General features: G+C 46.1%; 20 protein-coding genes. 8 read left to right on the top strand and 12 right to left on the bottom strand.

Annotation, left to right across the window (positions count from 1 at the left end):
• Positions 1-13 precede the first annotated feature (13 nt).
• From CYJ37_RS07145 to CYJ37_RS07130, 4 genes are all read right to left on the bottom strand, one after another.
• Positions 14-619: a TetR/AcrR family transcriptional regulator gene (locus CYJ37_RS07145; protein ID WP_101548776.1), complete on the bottom strand. Its 606-nt coding sequence runs from the start codon at positions 617-619 to the stop codon at positions 14-16.
• A gap of 141 nt (positions 620-760) precedes the next feature.
• The gene (locus CYJ37_RS07140) at positions 761-1075 is read right to left on the bottom strand and encodes a putative quinol monooxygenase (RefSeq protein WP_101548774.1); all 315 of its coding nucleotides are present in this window, start codon (positions 1073-1075) and stop codon (positions 761-763) included.
• 47 nt (positions 1076-1122) lie between these two features.
• Positions 1123-2235, bottom strand: coding sequence for a metallophosphoesterase (locus tag CYJ37_RS07135; RefSeq protein ID WP_101548772.1), 1113 nt, complete (start codon positions 2233-2235; stop codon positions 1123-1125).
• A gap of 592 nt (positions 2236-2827) precedes the next feature.
• Positions 2828-3079, bottom strand: a complete 252-nt coding sequence (locus tag CYJ37_RS07130) for a hypothetical protein (RefSeq protein WP_101548769.1) — start codon at positions 3077-3079, stop codon at positions 2828-2830.
• A gap of 197 nt (positions 3080-3276) precedes the next feature.
• Between CYJ37_RS07130 and CYJ37_RS07125 the strand changes: the two genes are divergently transcribed.
• The 4 genes from CYJ37_RS07125 (at position 3277) to hpaB (ending at position 7230) form a co-directional block, all read left to right on the top strand.
• Entirely contained in the window at positions 3277-4044 is a 768-nt protein-coding gene (locus CYJ37_RS07125) for an SDR family NAD(P)-dependent oxidoreductase (RefSeq protein WP_022544543.1), read from the top strand.
• A 44-nt stretch (positions 4045-4088) separates the two neighbouring features.
• Complete coding sequence (locus CYJ37_RS07120) at positions 4089-4391, top strand: ArsR/SmtB family transcription factor (protein ID WP_094767952.1); 303 nt, start codon at positions 4089-4091, stop codon at positions 4389-4391.
• A 218-nt stretch (positions 4392-4609) separates the two neighbouring features.
• Entirely contained in the window at positions 4610-5509 is a 900-nt protein-coding gene (locus CYJ37_RS07115; RefSeq protein ID WP_101548767.1) for a phosphotransferase enzyme family protein, read from the top strand.
• Between the two features lie 275 nt (positions 5510-5784).
• Positions 5785-7230: a 4-hydroxyphenylacetate 3-monooxygenase, oxygenase component gene (hpaB, locus tag CYJ37_RS07105; RefSeq protein WP_101548765.1), complete on the top strand. Its 1446-nt coding sequence runs from the start codon at positions 5785-5787 to the stop codon at positions 7228-7230.
• Between the two features lie 49 nt (positions 7231-7279).
• Here the strand turns inward: hpaB and CYJ37_RS07100 are convergent, their stop codons facing one another.
• From CYJ37_RS07100 to CYJ37_RS07090, 3 genes are all read right to left on the bottom strand, one after another.
• Positions 7280-8053, bottom strand: coding sequence for a DUF817 domain-containing protein (locus CYJ37_RS07100; protein WP_101549646.1), 774 nt, complete (start codon positions 8051-8053; stop codon positions 7280-7282).
• An 83-nt stretch (positions 8054-8136) separates the two neighbouring features.
• Entirely contained in the window at positions 8137-8361 is a 225-nt protein-coding gene (locus CYJ37_RS07095) for a helix-turn-helix domain-containing protein (protein WP_009794440.1), read from the bottom strand.
• A 9-nt stretch (positions 8362-8370) separates the two neighbouring features.
• Positions 8371-8850, bottom strand: coding sequence for a DUF2975 domain-containing protein (locus CYJ37_RS07090; RefSeq protein WP_094767949.1), 480 nt, complete (start codon positions 8848-8850; stop codon positions 8371-8373).
• A 265-nt stretch (positions 8851-9115) separates the two neighbouring features.
• Between CYJ37_RS07090 and CYJ37_RS07085 the strand changes: the two genes are divergently transcribed.
• Positions 9116-9985 (top strand): SDR family oxidoreductase, encoded by an 870-nt coding sequence (locus CYJ37_RS07085; RefSeq protein WP_009794442.1) that lies wholly within the window; start codon positions 9116-9118, stop codon positions 9983-9985.
• A gap of 78 nt (positions 9986-10063) precedes the next feature.
• Here the strand turns inward: CYJ37_RS07085 and CYJ37_RS07080 are convergent, their stop codons facing one another.
• Positions 10064-10264 (bottom strand): hypothetical protein, encoded by a 201-nt coding sequence (locus CYJ37_RS07080; protein ID WP_022544545.1) that lies wholly within the window; start codon positions 10262-10264, stop codon positions 10064-10066.
• Positions 10265-10366: 102 nt separating this feature from the next.
• Entirely contained in the window at positions 10367-10963 is a 597-nt protein-coding gene (locus CYJ37_RS07075) for a cupin domain-containing protein (RefSeq protein ID WP_009794444.1), read from the bottom strand.
• Between the two features lie 200 nt (positions 10964-11163).
• Here CYJ37_RS07075 and CYJ37_RS07070 point away from each other — a divergent pair, with 200 nt between their 5' ends.
• Positions 11164-11700, top strand: coding sequence for an MEDS domain-containing protein (locus CYJ37_RS07070; RefSeq protein WP_094767947.1), 537 nt, complete (start codon positions 11164-11166; stop codon positions 11698-11700).
• Between the two features lie 412 nt (positions 11701-12112).
• Here the strand turns inward: CYJ37_RS07070 and CYJ37_RS07065 are convergent, their stop codons facing one another.
• Positions 12113-13738 (bottom strand): catalase, encoded by a 1626-nt coding sequence (locus CYJ37_RS07065; RefSeq protein ID WP_141195021.1) that lies wholly within the window; start codon positions 13736-13738, stop codon positions 12113-12115.
• Between the two features lie 330 nt (positions 13739-14068).
• Between CYJ37_RS07065 and CYJ37_RS07060 the strand changes: the two genes are divergently transcribed.
• Together CYJ37_RS07060 and CYJ37_RS07055 are read left to right on the top strand one after the other, a co-directional pair.
• Positions 14069-14500: a DUF4395 domain-containing protein gene (locus CYJ37_RS07060; protein WP_101548763.1), complete on the top strand. Its 432-nt coding sequence runs from the start codon at positions 14069-14071 to the stop codon at positions 14498-14500.
• A gap of 139 nt (positions 14501-14639) precedes the next feature.
• Positions 14640-14966 carry a hypothetical protein gene (locus CYJ37_RS07055; RefSeq protein WP_009794454.1) on the top strand — a complete coding sequence of 109 codons (327 nt, stop codon included), beginning with the start codon at positions 14640-14642 and terminating at the stop codon, positions 14964-14966.
• A 240-nt stretch (positions 14967-15206) separates the two neighbouring features.
• Here CYJ37_RS07055 and CYJ37_RS07050 read toward each other — a convergent pair whose 3' ends face one another.
• Complete coding sequence (locus CYJ37_RS07050) at positions 15207-15665, bottom strand: hypothetical protein (RefSeq protein WP_009794455.1); 459 nt, start codon at positions 15663-15665, stop codon at positions 15207-15209.
• 3 nt (positions 15666-15668) lie between these two features.
• Positions 15669-16457 (bottom strand): hypothetical protein, encoded by a 789-nt coding sequence (locus CYJ37_RS07045; RefSeq protein ID WP_101548761.1) that lies wholly within the window; start codon positions 16455-16457, stop codon positions 15669-15671.
• Positions 16458-16730: the final 273 nt, after the last annotated feature.

Below are 16730 nucleotides of genomic sequence, written 5' to 3'. Positions count from 1 at the left end.
CCTCCTGTAAGTATCATGTCCTGCTGCGCTTACTGGATACCCCTCTCCAATAGATACGCCAGGAAAAATCAAGCTTCTCTTGGACCCTTGATGCATCTCCTGTCAACAGCTCGAAAAACAAACCATCCAGCACACCCGTATACGCCACTGCGGCCGGCCTCGCCCCCAACTCGCTGTCAATCCGTCCGTCCTCTTCTCCCTTACTGGCAGCGAGAATAAGCATTTCTTCGAGATGATCGACATATTTCCGGCCGAATTCCTCCGCCTCTTTTGAAAGATGGGCAGGCTGAAAAAAGAGCATCCTTAATAAAAACTTCGTAAAGTCATCGTTTCCATAGCGGTCACGGTATTGTAAAAGAAAACCATAAAGGAAGTCCTCAAGCCGGCTCTCCTTATGGGTTTCTGCATAGTCATCCAAAAACCTCAGTTCTTCCTCCAGCACATCATCCAGCACTTCCAGCAGCAGCTCATCTTTTCCTTTGAAGTGTGTATAGATAGACTGCTTCCTGATACCGACTTCTTCTGCAATATTCGCCATCGAGGCCCCTTCATAGCCGAACTGGGCAAAATGCTTCAGAGCAGTCATTTTGATTCTTTCACTGGTCAGCTCAACAGCCACAGTTAAATCCCCTTCCTAACGTTCGTTAGTCATATTAAACACCGAAACCGCTGGAAAGTCAACCGAATGATTTGAGTTTCTCACCCTCCTGAAAAAAGAAAAGCCGCCAGAGACTGGCAGCTGATTTTCCCCTGTTCAATATTAATAGCCGGAGATACCCTTTCCTCCCCTGGCTTCCATGGTGCTGATCCGCTCCATCCCGGTAATGATAGGCTTGGCGCGCTTGATTAAGGTCTGGGTTGATTCAAGGGACAAAGAGTTTTGATGGGCAGCCTCATCGCTCCACAACTCGTAAACATAGACAGCATCCGGCTCAGCTTCTGTTGTATGGACAAGATAGATTTCGCATTCATTCAGTTCCTTCATGGATTCCGCTGCTTCAAGAAGGATACTGACCATATGATCACGTTCCCCTTCTTTTACTGTAAACCTGCCGAACAGACTGAATTTATTCATGTAGTGTCCTCCTATTATTTAGACTGCTATAAGAATGCCCAGATCCTTTAATTTGCAAGCACAGCAGCAGGCAGAATTTCTTTCCTTATCCAGCCGGTCATCCCGTCCTTTTTGATCAGTGCAAAGCCTGAGCAGCTGTCATCCAGAACAGACACAGCATCCCCTTTACTCACGGCTATAAGAGAGCAGGAAACATCAGATTTCACCTTGTACCTGCCATTCTCTTCTTGCAAGATGTATTCATTTTTCACATAAAGCAGCTCGTCCTTACCCGGCTGCCTGCATAAGGTAAAATACTCATCTTCTTCAAAAGGAACGATATCATAATCAGGGTAAAGTATGGCCCCCTTCATATCAAAGGTTTCAGAGAAATCCTTAACGGCCCGGCAAGCAGGGATTCCGTCCACATAGGCATGGGAGAACATATCCTCACCAGCATTCCTCTGGATGATGAAGGCGTTCAATTGCCCTTTATCCTTCACCCTGTTCCCGCCATCGATGCTGATTATTTTTTTCTCCCGATCAATGATTGGATTATCACTCGGAATATCTTTAGAATAATTCACAACAGGCCAATGGCCGACGACTACAAACTTCTCTGCCTGATGGGATTTTTCCAGAAAAGAAGGAATCGAAATAGCCTTATCCCTGTCTGTCTCCCTCCAATTTCCCAAATTCTCCAGCCCTGCGTGGACAAAGATATAATCTTCTGTTTCGATAGCTGTCGGCAGGCTGGACAGCCACTCGATTTCCTCTGAAAAATGCTCTATCAAGACTTCTTTTACCTCACTGATGCTTGTCTGTTCATTCAGCGGGAACCCCGCGTCTGCCAGCCATTCATTGAAAAGGCAATAGCGCCTTGAGAGTAAATATCTGATAAGCAATGGATTTTCTGCAAGCAGTTCCCCAACCAGAGCCTCGCAATTTCCTTCAATCACCTGCACCCGGGGATTGAGCGATGCAAGCTCCATTATGTATTTCACAGTCTCCTTGCTGTTCCTGCCCTTTTCACAAATATCGCCGTTGATAATGAGGTAATCCTCACTGTTAAAATCAACCTTTTCCAAAAGCTCCTTGAAAAGGCCAATTTCTCCGTGGATATCCGAAGTGACGATTATCCTGGCATCCTTTGGTATGTGCAGTTCTTTTATTTTATCCACTAGCGTTCTCCTTCTGTCTCCTTATTTTTACGATAATAACAGGATTCGTTTCTGAAAAAGGAAACCCTTCATATTAGGCATCATCAGAGTCGTCCAATGGAGGCGGCTCTGGCACCCTCTGGTTGCATTTTTGTGATTCAAGGGGTTTTAGGTCCTCTGACTAGCACCCTCTGGTTGCAATTTTGCGATTTAGAGGGTCTTAGTTCCTCTGATTAGCACCCTCTGGTTTGGTTTTTGCGATTCAGAGGGTCTTAGTTTCTCTGACTAACACCCTCTGGTTTGGTTTTTGTGATTCAGAGGGTCTTAGTTCCTCTGACTAGCACCCTCTGGTTGCAATTTTGTGATTCAGGGGGTCTTAGTTTCTCTGACTAACACCCTCTGGTTGCAATTTTGCGATTCAGAGGGTCTTAGTTCCTCTGACTAGAACCCTCTGATTGCATTTTTGTGATTCAGAGGGTCTTAGTTTCTCTGATTAACACCCTCTGATTTGGTTTTTATGATTCAGAGGGTCTTAGTTTCTCTGACTAGCACCCTCTGGTTTGATTTCTGTGGTGCAGAGGGTGTTAGTTTCCCAGCCTGGCATCCTTTGGGCCTATTCCTTTCCCCTTTGCTCCAAGGCCTGCTTTTCATTTTCTCTCTTGAAATTACCAGTTGCCTTCGCCATGATTAATTGTGTTTTATTTTCGTTTAAAGCTGAATCCATTCTTTTTAAAAACCTCTCAGCCTCTTTTCCTTTGAGAATCTTCACTTGCTTTCCGAAATACTCCAGAAAAACTATATTCTCTTTATTGATACGATAACTGAAGGGGGTCTCTCCCAGCCGGTTTCTTTTATCGGTATTCATCTTTTCCCTCTATTCATGAAGCGCTGAAATAGCTCTTACGGATAGATTCTCCATTGCTGGGCTTCATCCCTCTTCTGTCATTTAAGATTCTTCCACAATAAAATACTTGCAAGAAGTTTCCCTCTGTCATATTATATGTTTAAACACTTAAACATTTAAACTTTTAAACATTTATATAAAAGATGGAGGTTTTAATGATGAAAAAATCTGTTTTAATTACAGGCGCAACCAGTGGCTTAGGATATGACTTTGTAAAATTGTTTGCTGCAGACGGTTATGACTTGGTATTGGTGGCCAGGAATAAAGCAAAGCTGGAGGAAATTAAAAAAGAGTTCCAAGATCTTTCGGTTTTAACCATCAGTAAGGATTTGAGTATAGCAGGCGCGGCAAAAGAGGTTTATGAGGAAGTCTCAGCAGCTGGAATATCCATTGATGTGTTAGTGAATAATGCAGGCTTTGGGCTTATGGGGCCATTCCATGAGCTGGATATTCGGAAGCAGGCAGAAATGATCCAATTGAATGTCACCGCCCTTACTGAGCTGACCTATCATTTTCTGCCTGGCCTTAAGAGTCAAAAGGATAAGGCCAGAATCCTGAATGTTGCCAGTACTGCTGCCTTCCAGCCTGGCCCTTTAATGGCTGTTTATTATGCGACGAAAGCTTATGTATTATCATTGTCAGAAGCCCTGGCCGAAGAACTGGCAGATACAAATGTCACCGTCACCACCTTATGTCCGGGTGCCACTAAGACCAATTTTGCCTCTGTTGCAAAGGTGGAAAAAACCAAAATGTTCAGCGGAGCCATGGATTCAAGTGAGGTTGCACAGCAGGGATACCGGGCCCTGATGGCTGGAAAGCGTGTGGTCATTACGGGCACCTCGAATAAGCTTGGGGCCTATGCCGCAAAATTTCTTCCAAGAAGCGCGGCGGCCAAGATCGCTAAATATGTTGCAAAAGACGCTTAAATAAGCTTTAATTATGGGAGAAAAAGGCTAAAGGAGTTTGTTCGATGGGACAGCAGGCAATTGAAGTATTCCGTTCATGCATACCGCTTTTCACGGCATTAAGCGATCCCGCAAGACAGGATATCATTTTACTCTTGGCCGATCATGAAAGCTTAAGTGTAAATGAAATAGCGGATCAGTCTGCCTTATCCAGGCCGGCTATTTCCCATCATTTAAAAATCCTTCGGGACCAGAAGCTTGTTGCAATGGAACAGCGGGGTACGCAGCGTTATTATTCCCTTACACTGGACCAATCAGTTGAGATGCTGAAGGCCCTGATCCATATCGTTGAGTCGGAGTGTTTGTAATCATTGGCAGGACAGTTTAAAGCCAGCAAATAAAATATACTAATATATCCTTTATAAGATTCTCCTGCAGCCCAGGGGGATCTTATTTTTTTCATCATACTGCTTGTAATCTTTGTAAGCCCCAGCATTTTACAAGTTAATTCAGAAACGATTTCCTTCCGCCTTAAATCAGCTTATACTACTAATAAATTCATGTTCTCAGGGAGAGGGATTTTAGTATGAAAGAGAGATATGAGCGTCTCAGCGGCGGTTTCCACAATGAAGTATTCTACGATAAAAACGATAATAGAATCATAAGGATTTCTGCTAACTGCAAGTCAGCAGAAGAAGTACATCAGGAGCTTCAGTGGATGGATTTCTTACACAGAAACGGAATTCCTTTATCAAAACCTGCCCAGGAAATCGAACTGGATGGCGGACTGGTAAAGGCTCACTTCGAATTTGTCAGAGGGAACCCTGTTGACGTGACCAATCCCGCCCATTGGAACGAAAGGAATTTTGAACAGTTTGGACGGATATTGGGGAGGATGCACGCTTTATCAAAAGAATATAGGATTGAGAATAATAGGCGGCCTGTTTGGACGAAAGAGAATCCGGATGTGTTTGGCATCAAAAATGATCTTGCTGGCTGGCTAGAGAAGGAATATGACCGTCTGATGGAAGACCTGCAGCCATATAAACTGTCCCTGGACACTTTTGGGCTCATCCACAATGACTTTCATCAAGGGAATTTTATCGTTCGGGAAAATGGGGAAATCGTGGTAATCGACTTTGACGAATGCGCCTGTAATTGGTTTGCGCAGGATCTGGCCGTGCTGTTTTACCACGCCTACTGGCAGCAGGACTCGTTCATCGGGGAGGCAGAAGCTTTCTCACGCCGGTTTATGCATCATGTTTTTAGCGGATATCAGTCCGAAACAGAGCTCCATCCCGACACAATTGCCCAGATACCGATTTTTTTAAAATTAAGGGAGATTTTCTTATATCAGTTATTCCGCCGAAAATGGGATAAAGCTCATTTAGAAGATTGGCAGGAATATACACTCGAGGATTTGAAGCGGAAGATTAAGAATCGTGAACCTTATGCGGGAGTAGAGGACTTCTCTGCTTATCTATGAATAGTTGCCCGGAGAGAACCGGAGGCTTTGCTTCAGCAGCCCGAGGGATAGACTGCCGGCGTTTAGTCCTGCAAAATGATAAAGCCAGCTTCGAATTGAGCGGCCGGCTTTTTTTTACGCAGGGGCTCCGAGATCCGCGATTGACCAAAAGAAAACCAGCAGCCCATTCAAAAACAGGGCTTTTCCCCCTGGAACGAACAGCCAAGCCGGACAATACAGTGATAATAGCTTAAAGGCACGTTCTGTTGGCCAAATATGTAAAGGGGATTGGGACAATGGGAATTCGGAATGGGAAGGAATTCATTGAACGATTGGATCTGATGGAAAATGAGGTCTGGCTGGACGGGGAAAGGGTCGCGGGGAAAATTTCGGAGCATCCTGCTTTTAAAGGAATTGTGACGGCAAAGGCCTCTCTCTATGATAAGCAATGCGATCCGCCATTGCAGGAAGAGCTGACATTTCGCATACCTGGCACCGCAGAGCTGGCAGGCCTGTCATACCTGAGGCCTCAAACAAAAGAGGATCTGCTGAAGAGAAGAAAAATGACTGAGCATTGGGCAATGAGCACCCACGGCATGATGGGCAGAAGCCCGGATTATATGAATACGGCGGTCATGAGCCTTGCTGCCTCTGCCTCCGTCCTCGCGGGCAGGGAAAACTGTTTTCCCGGGCATGTGCAGGCACTTTATGAACGTGCCATCCATGAGGATCTCTCGTTCACGCACACGCTCATCACCCCCCAGGTCAACCGTTCTGCCTTCTACTTGGGCTCTGACACCCCGATCTCGGCGAAGGTAGTGGAGAAGAACCATAATGGCCTGGTCATCAAGGGCGCCCGCCTTTTGGCGACCCAGGGAGGATTGACCGATGAACTGCTGGTGCTCAGCTCACCCGGCAGGTTTGATACGGAGGAGGCATTTGCTTTTTCCATCCCCTCCAACACGGATCGGCTGCGATTCATCTGCAGGGGATCCTTTGCAGGCGATGGCTCTGCCTTTGATTACCCCCTCAGCTCCCATTACGATGAAATGGATGCTATCGTCGTGTTTGATGATGTCCTGGTCCCTTGGGAAAGGGTATTTCTCTATGACAATGTCGAGGCTGCGCTGGCGTTCAAAAATAAGAGCAGCTTCCATTCCTTTGCCTATCACCAGGCATTGATCAGGCAGATCGTTAAAACGGAATTCATCCTCGGCATTGCCGAATCTATTGTAAAGTGCCTCAATGTCAGTGAATATCAGCATATACAAGCCAAGATGGCCGAAATCATCATAGGCCTTGAATCGATGAAAGCGCTGCTCGAGAAGTCAGAAAACGATGCAATTCCCGATGAGTTTGGATGCATGCGCCCGAGCATTGTCCCTCTCCAGATTGCCAGTAATCTTTTCCCTGAACTATATCCCCGTTTTTGCGAGATCATCCAGGTTATCGGCGCAAGCGGCCTAACTTCACTGCCGACTGAAAAAGATTTTGAATCAGGCATCCGGGCTGACCTTGATCAATATCTTCAAGCGGAAGGCTTGAATGCAAAGGAACGGGTCCAGCTCTTCCGTTTGGCCTGGGATTTGACGATGAGCCCCTTTGGCACAAGGCAGACCCATTACGAAAGATATTTCTCCGGCGATCCGGTCCGGCTTGCAAGCACTTTATATCATACTTATCCAAAGGAAGACTTTGTCCGCAACATCAGTGAATTCCTGCAGCAGCGAAAATCAGATTAGTATTAAACAAAGCCGCATCCCCCTGCAACAAGGATACGGCTTTTTGAAATTAATGGGACTTCCCCTTGACCAGCTTCAGTGTCGCAACAATCAGGAAGCTGACAATCACCAGCAGCAGCCAGGAGCTTACCTTGCCAAGGTGGACAAGGCTCCAGGCATCCTGCTGGTTCGGATATTCCCACGCCCCGAAAAAGGTGGCGATATTTTCTGCTATCCAGATAAAAAATCCGATCAGTACGAATGATAGGGAAATCGGCATACGGTGCTTGATTCCTCCAACCTCATAAATGACCCAGGAACGCCAAAAGACTATGATTACAAGCCCCGAGAGCCACCAGCGGATGTCAATCCAATAATGATGTGTGAAAAAGTTCAGGTAGATGGCAGCAGCCAGCGGGACAACCAGCCAAAACGGCGGCCACTCTACCAGTTCAACCTTCAGCCTCCGCCACGCCTGGCAAAGATAGCTGGCAACGCTCGCATACATGAATCCGCTGTATAACGGTACGCCTCCAACCTTGAAGAAGCCTTCTTCCGGATAAGACCAGGAGCCCATATGGACCTTGAACAGCTCAAGCGCAAGCCCGATCAGGTGAAAAAGTGTGATAACCTTTAATTCATCGCGCGTTTCAAGTCCTGAGCGCAGCATCACCCATTGCATCACAAGGCAGATGAGGAGCAGCCAGTCATACCGCGGCAGGAACGGAAGCGGGATGATCTTCGTCAGGGCCAAGGAAGCAAAGATAACGACAGGGAAAAGGCAGGACAACGCCTGCTCCCAGCCAAAACGGCAGAGCTGCTGTGCTCCTCCAATCACCTGCATCCTTACTTTTCTTTTCTTAACATCATTCTGGATGGCTATGCTCATATGAAACCTCCCCTTATCTGGACAGAATTTGAACTAATTCATCGTTCCGGCTCTTCATCGTCCTTTTGGTATTCCAGGATATCCCCCGGCTGGCAGTCCAGCGCCTTGCAGATGGCTTCCAGAGTCGTCAGCCGGATTGCTTTTGCTTTTCCATTTTTCAATATGGAAAGGTTGGCCATGGTGATGCCGACCCTTTCTGACAGCTCTGTCACGCTCATTTTGCGTTTCGCCAGCATCACGTCGATACGAATGATAATTGCCATGTTTTCACCTCAGACCGTCAGATCATTTTCTGACTTGATATCGATCGCATTCTTCAATAATTTTTGGAGGACAGCGGCAAATACAGCAATCACAACGGAACCGAAAATGATGATCAATCCGATCAGGATGATGCCGGGGGCATCGTCGATCTCTGCCGCAAAATAAAAGAGCGGCATAGCTGCTGTATACAGCAGCATAATCGCAGCGGCACAATTTCTTATCGTCCTCAAAGCCCTCACAGCCATTTCTGAGAATGCGTTGTTATGGTCGATATAATTTAAAAGCTTGAATGCCTGAAACAAAGCAGCGAAAAACGGAATGGCCGATATATACATAACAGCCAAAATGCCATACAGCAGATTCCGCCATTCCAAACCGCTTTGGCTTGCATTGATTGCAAGAGAAGGCAGTCCGAATAAACATAATGCCAGTATCGGAGCCCCGATAAGGAAGATGGCTATTTTCAAAAAGAGTGTTTCCCTTTTCATTTCATACACCTCACAGGTTAAGTTATATTGATTTTAAATTATTTTTTATTGTTTTTCAATAAACTTTTAATGATTTTTATCATTTTTTTGTTGCGATAAGGATTTCCCCCCTTAGAAACAAGCTTGCATAAAGAGAGCCCGGCTCATGAGAGATCAGCATTCAAAATCCTGTTTTAAAACCAACCTCAAGGGTAAGAAAACTATATGGCTTATAAGTGATATACATCACAAAGCAACTATATGGTGAGAAAGGATTGACTAATCAATGGATAAAGACATGCCAAAACAGATTCCCGGACAAATGCAGGAACGCCAGCCAGGCTTTGAAAATGAAATGGAGCCCCGCCCCGACTTCACGCAGAATCTTGCAGGAAAAGGTGAAAGGCTGTCAGGCAAAACCGCGTTGATCACAGGTGGAGACAGCGGGATCGGCCGTGCTGTCGCTGTTGCTTTTGCGAAGGAAGGCGCTGATGTAGCCATTTCCTATCTCGATGAGCATGACGATGCGGAGGAAACAAAAAAGTATGTGGAACAGGAAGGCCGCCGCTGCCTGCTGATTGCCGGCGATATCGGTGAAGAATCTTTTTGCCAGGAAGCCGTGGAAAAAGTGGTTTCTGAATTCGGCAAGCTCGATATCCTCGTCAACAATGCCGGGGAGCAGCATACCCAGCCATCCATTAAAGACATCACGGCAGAGCAGCTTGAGCGCACATTCCGCACCAATATCTTCAGCATGTTCCATCTGACAAAAGCTGCACTTGACCATATGAAGCCTGGCAGCTCTATCGTCAACACCACGTCCATCACAGCCTTCCAGGGCGCGCCGAAGCTGATTGACTATTCTTCAACGAAAGGTGCCATCCTTGCCTTTACACGTTCCCTTTCAGGATCTCTGGTCGAACAGGGAATCCGGGTAAATGCCGTGGCGCCAGGCCCGATCTGGACACCGCTCATCCCCGCTTCTTTTTCTAAAGACGAGGTAGACGGTTTTGGCAGCGAAGGAGAATTCAAGACGCCAATGGGACGCCCGGGACAGCCGAGCGAACTTGCGCCAGGCTATGTATACTTTGCATCTGATGAATCTTCTTATGTAACTGGGCAGGTGCTGCATATTAACGGGGGCACTCCGTACTAAGAGTGCTGCAAAGCGTTTACGTAAAAAAATAAGACCCGTACTCTTGTTGATTCAGGAGCCGCGGGTCTTTTTTTGCTTTTATTCATCTTTATTCAACACAATGCTATAAGAAATGTTCAGCTTGTCCCAAATCCAAGCTTGAAGAATGTCCTCCAGAATCTTCCGCTCTGCTTCCTCATTCAAGTTTTCGGCAACTCCCAGCTCCTCAAAGGTAAAAGTTTCACATGTGCGTGAATTGATGTATTTTGTATCAAAAGAAAAAGTGACGTTTTTGGCCATTGTGTCCCCCTGTGCAGAATTTATATGTATAATACCATAATTAACCATAATTTTATCAAAAAGAAAGCTGCCCCGCCCGGCAGCCCTCTTTAATCTTATAGCCTAATACCCCCACCCATAAGGATACCCTCCATAATTGGAGCGATAACCGCGGTTTTGTTCTGCAGCCTCAGCAGCCGCTTTAGTTTGATGGACGGTGCCAAATGGATGATTGGGAGGCGCATAGATCGAGTACAGCTTCAGCGGTTTGTTCCCGGTGTTCGTAAGATTATGCCATGTGCCTGCAGGAATGAATATGGCCGAATCATCGTACACATTTCTCCTGAAATCCAGATTATTTTTCTTCTTCCCCATCTGGACGACACCCTGGCCTTTTTCTATACGGAGGAATTGGTCGAGGTTATTATGCCTCTCGAGTCCAATGTCCTCGCCGGGCTTCAGGCTCATCAGCGTCAGCTGCAGGTGCTTGCCTGTCCAGAGAGCTGTACGAAAGTTTTTGTTCTGTTTCGTCGCTTCATTGATATTCACGACAAACGGGTTGGGGCCATAATCCTTTAGCGGCACCCGAAAGTCCCCATGGGGCAAGGAATAAAAGCTGCTTCCATACCCTGCCTCCAGCGGATAGTGCCCGAACAAAGGCTGACTCCTGACTCCGGCAAGCCGCTCCACTGGATAAGGACACATATGATATCCATACATAATTTCTCAGTCCCTTCACTTCTATTCGGGATATCTTATGCATGGAAATAGGTGAATGACATACTTTTAAAATCAGAGAGATCTTTTCTTCCCCTAGTCCTATAGCACTTAATCTAAATCCTTGGCTTCAGGAGGCATCAATTTGTTCAAAACTATGTTACGCTTATTGGAATATGTCAAAAATTTAATGGGGTGCAAATTTGAAAAGTACTCGTGTAAACGAAGTGAATGAGCTTCAAAGCCTTGCCAAAGGACATGTACTATATTTTTTCAGGAACCAGGAGCTTTACCTCTCGCATGTAGAAGAGTATATCATCACCGGAATTAAACTGAATGAATATTCCGTTATTATAGAAAATGACCGATTGACTTCAATGATTAAACATAGACTTTCCAAAAAATTAGATGACCATCGCCTGCAGAAAGTCGTTTTCATAAACAACTATGACTTTTATTATGCAAAAGGCGATTTCCGGGTGAATTCAATCTTTGATTATCTTCCAAAGGTACTGGACGATTATTCAGAAGAGAATGCTGTAGTACGAAGCTGGGCTCATGTAGAATGGCGGGACGAAGAAGAAATAAGCAGCAAATTACTGGCATCTGAAGAAGAAGCGGATGCCATCGTGTCCGATAGCAGAATCCTATCGGTTTGCGCCTATGACTCAGAGCTGGCAAGCGATGATTTTAAGGCAGGTCTTCTCGCCTGCCACAACTATCTGCTGTGTGATAAATAGAGTTAAATGGCTTCCGGGTAACCGGGAGCTTTCTTAATTTTCGCTTGCCTTTACGGTTTTCAAAAAAAAATGCTCACCCGCCATTTGAAAGCAACGCTGGATCTACTTGAAGAAAATCTCCACTTATATATGGAAAATGCTGGTACTACGACTGCAATACAGAACCTAACAAACGAATCTCAATCTCCAATCATGGAGAATGCTTTGATGTTGCTTACTCTGTAAAAGAGATGGACTGCTTATATGCAGTCCATCTCTACTTTGGTCAAAACGGGAGACACTCTGAATAGACTCACTCTCTTGAGTGACTCACAGCATCCTCCCCCCATATCCAGATCCTTCTCCAACAAAAAAAGCCGCCCGGCCCACCAGTCATCCTGATGTCGCGGGCAGCCCTTCGGCTTATAGCGTATTAATATGGATCAGCTTCGTGGCCTTTGTCCACGGCTTCTCTCGTTGCCTCGTTGGCAGACAATGAGCCTTGGCCGTATTTGGATTGTCCTGCTTCACGGCCGGGAACATTGTCTTCCATAGACATTTCGTTCAGCTCTTTCGTTCTTTTTTCAATGCCTTCCTTCACGCGGCGGCCGTAATCTTCATCCGCCTGTGTGAAGTGCTCGACCATAGCGTCCTGGATGCGCTTATTGCACGCAGCAAGCGCTTCGGACAGGTTCTTGATCAGCTCATCGCGCTCCCAATCCTCCAGGCTGCGGTAGGTGTGTCCTGCCTGGCCATAATTGTTCGGGCGGTCGATCGGCGCGCTCATGGCTGCTGCATTATAAGTCGGCTGATGCGGTGCCGGGCTCGCTTCTCCCACTTCCTCAAAACCGCCGAGCATGGATGGCTCATAGTTGATATGCGGATTGTCCCCGGATTCCTTCGGATCGCGGACATCCATCTGGCCACGCTGCTGATTTGTGCGGACAGGCGCTTTTGGTGCATTGACCGGCACTTTCAGGTAGTTGGCGCCGACGCGGTAGCGCTGGGTATCAGAGTATGAGAAAGTGCGTCCCTGGAGCATTTTATCGTCGGAGAAGTCCATTCCATCGACCAGGACACCTGTTCCAAAGGCAGCCTGTTCAATCTCGGCATGGAAGTCAACCGGATTGCGGTCAAGAACCATGCGGCCAACCGGCAGCCATGGGAATTTGTCTTCCGGCCAAAGCTTCGTATCATCTAGAGGATCGAAGTCCAGCTCAGGGTGGTAGTCATCCTCCATGATCTGCACATACAGCTCCCATTCCGGATAGTCGCCGCGTTCAATCGCTTCATACAGATCCTGTGTAGCATGCCCCACGTTCTTCGCCTGGATCATATTCGCTTCTTCCTGTGTCAGGTTGCGGATGCCCTGCTTTGGCTCCCAATGGTACTTAACAAGCACCGCTTCACCTTTGTCATTGACCCATTTGTACGTATTAACGCCAGAGCCCTGCATATGGCGGTAAGTCGCAGGGATGCCCCATGGCGAGAACAGGAATGTGATCATATGCGTGGCTTCAGGCGTGCGGGAAACGAAATCAAACATCCGCTCAGGGTTAGGCACATTTGAAGCAGGATCAGCTTTGAAAGCATGGATCATATCAGGGAACTTCATCGCGTCGCGGATAAAGAAAATCTTAAGGTTGTTCCCGACCAGATCCCAGTTTCCATCCTCAGTGTACATTTTTACTGCAAAACCGCGCGGATCACGCGCTGTTTCAGGAGAGTCCTTCGCCCCTGCCACTGTGGAGAAGCGGACCATCAGCGGGGTCTTCTTCCCTGCACCTGAAAATACTTTCGCGCGGGTATATTTTTCGACTGGCTCATCGCCAACTTTTCCGTATGTCTCAAAATAGCCGAATGCCCCTGACCCGCGTGCATGGACGACGCGCTCAGGCACTTCCTCACGGTCAAAGTGGGAGATTTTTTCAATAAAGTGGTAATTCTCAAGTGTAGCGGGACCGCGGTTGCCGATCGTCCGTATATTCTGGTTATCTCTTACAGGATGGCCTTGGCGGGTCGTCAGCTTCTCGCGCTTCACATCATCGCCCTTTTGCATATTCTTATCCTTATTCTGATCCAAACTGCATAACCTCCTCAAATTAATCACCTTTATCTTTTCTAGTTAAGGAAATTTTATACAACAATAAAGGATGATTTTGTAAAATGATTTTCTTGCTATGTAGGTCTTAAGATGATATTGACCGGGGAACTTAAAGGTAAAAACAGCTGTTACAACTAAATTTTTACCCGGCGGATACCCCATTTAAACTGTCTATTATAAAAAAATAATTATAATTAGAGAAATACTTTTCACTTTCAAAACTGCTGCAAAATGAGTATGATAATATAAAACCTCAAATCCCTATACGAAAGGTCGTATTTATAAATGGCAGAAACAGTACGTTCAATTCCCCGTCCCCTCGTCAGGACCAACCAATGGTTCATTGTCATCAGTGTTGTTGCCAGCTGGCTGACCGGGCAGGAGTGGATTTTAGCGATCCCGCTTATTGCCGGTCTGATGGGCCTCCTGTTCGGATTCAACCCCATCATGCGGGCCGCCAGAACATTCCTGAAGAAAGAACCGTCTGCCTATATCCCTGAGGAATGGGACCAGCAGCAGTTCAACCAGGTTATTGCAGTTGTGTGCCTTGCCGGAGGACTGGTGTCCTATTCATTAGGATTCACAGTCCTGGGCCATATCTTCACCATCATGGTTGCTCTCGCTGCATTCGTTGCCATCCTCGGCTTCTGCATCGGGTGCTTCATAAGATTCCAGCTGATCAGATTGCGTGCCAAGCGAAGAATGAGCCAGAATTAATAAAGCGAGGGAACCTCAGATCAGAGGTTCCCTCGTCTATTTTTCTTTAAAAAAACAGAAAATGATCATTTTCCCTATTATACAAGCCCTCTCCATATCAATCAGTATTCATAGAATATAGAGGAAAGGGGGTTTAATAATGGCACAAAAGACATTTAATAATCGCAGCGCAGCCACCCTGCAAATTGCTCTCCTCGTCCGGCAAGGCGAAAACCCGGCCAACTTTGATGGAGATGTTTATTTTACACTGGCGCCCGGACAAACAAGAACGATTACCTATGGAAATGCACAGAACGTGTTCCTCAACGGAATTGTGCTGAGTACAAACTTTAATGGCGATATTTATAATAAAACGCAGATAGTCACCGAAAGGGGAAGCCAGCTCGATAATCTATTAAATACAAATAGCATTATTGATATTCTCCCCATCTCAACTGACTATGTCATTTTCGGCCGCAATGCTTAGTTAAGCAAACCGTTTAAGGTGAACCGCCCAGTTTTGAGAGGGCCGTTCACCTTAACTTTTGATAATCTATAATGTTCATCGAAGCCTTTTCCATCCGAAGATCCCCAGCGCTATTGCACGCAAAGAAAGCAATGATAAGGACTCTCTCAGGATCATAAAGAAAAAGCCCGGATATGGTACAATATTACTTTCCAAAAGAAAAAGCCGCCTGAACAGCAGCCTGAATTCTTCCTCCTCTATTCACTTCACCTTCGCCACTCCAAGTGCATAATGGCCAAACAGTATATTTTCAACCAGCTCACCTTCAGCGTCCTCGCATTCTACAATGAGGATGACCTCAGAATGGACTCCTTTCAGCTGCCTTCTTTTCTTTTTTACGATTGCTTCTGTAAAAAGGCGGATACCAACACCAATCAAGAAACCGGCAGCTGCGGTAATCAGCCCCCAGTAGATCGGACCCCATGCTAACTTAAATCCGATGCTAGCCCCGACAACAGAGAAGGCAGTCGCTAGCGCTGCCCCGATGTCAATAAGGGAAGTTCCATCAGAACGGTTCAGGCCATCGAACAGCTTATGCTTCTCCTGGCGATTATCCAAAGGGACGATATAGATTTTTTCACGCTTAATTCCCTTCTTCTCCAGAGTAGAAACCGCCATTTCGAGTGAACTGCTATGTTCAAATGTTGAAAACAGCTGCATTAGTCATTTCACCTTCTGACCTTTTAGAATCCGAAAAGAGGATGATTGGTAGTTTTTCCTGAAATATGCCCGCTGTTCTTTGTTAAATAACTTATTGTTCTCTACGGTGTTGATATAAGAGTCATATAATGAAAAGCCGTATAAGGACGGGAAAAATAACAGCCACTCCGCATGTATGACAGCCGTCGATTTCTCAATATCCCCCATAAATAAGTACGAAAGAGCTTCAAGGCCATGGGAGTAGTAAAAAATGACGACTGCCCAGACAATAGTGAAAAATGCTGACACAATCCGATGTATGTACAGCTGTCCCAATCCCGGTACAAAAAGTGACCAAACAACTGCCATAACGGGATTGCGCTTATCTAAATAGTTTATCTCCATAGCTCCCATGCTGAAGGAGTTGAACTGATGCTCTTCCCTTTCTGCGAGTACATGGATCTGATTTAAATCGACCGTCGTCCGGTAGCTGTCCCAGATGGCAAAGATATAGACCGGGATATATATCAGCAGCCACCTTACTTCCAAAATTTCTTTTGCCCTTTCAATTTCTCCTTGAAAAGAATAAACCATTGCTAAATTGAGCTTCGATTTAATATTTACGACTACTTCCCAAATGAATAGCACAAATCCCCGAAGATATTTTGATAAAAGAAGATGGCCAAAACCCGGAAAGGCAGCGCTCCACCAGGCAATGATATAGGGGTTCCGCAGATGGATCTGTGTAGTTCCCAAAATGCTCACATGCGCTCTGTACCTTCGGGCTGTATTGTCATTCGTATAGTTATTCATAGCCTTCCACCTTAACTGTATCTATTGTATTATCCTTCCTCCCATTCCTTCTTTTATCCAGACCGCTCTGTAAAAATAAAAAGGGCACCGATCCTTTCAGATCAGCGCCCATGCGAAATTTTGCTATTTTCCCCTATCCGCCCTCACGAAACGAGAATCAATGCCCGGTTGTTAGGTGTTATCTGTAAATGGTTCTGAGGTTACAATACTGGGTATGAGCTGTGAATGAGGAGTTGAACCTCAGGGCCACCCCGAACCCCGACCATTAAGTGC

Origin of the sequence: Bacillus sp. UMB0728 (assembly GCF_002858875.1) — a bacterium.
In the GTDB taxonomy this organism is placed as follows: domain Bacteria; phylum Bacillota; class Bacilli; order Bacillales; family Cytobacillaceae; genus Bacillus_AB; species Bacillus_AB infantis.
Note: the sequence above shows the minus strand (reverse complement) of the source record. Positions and strands in the feature narration are given on the sequence as shown.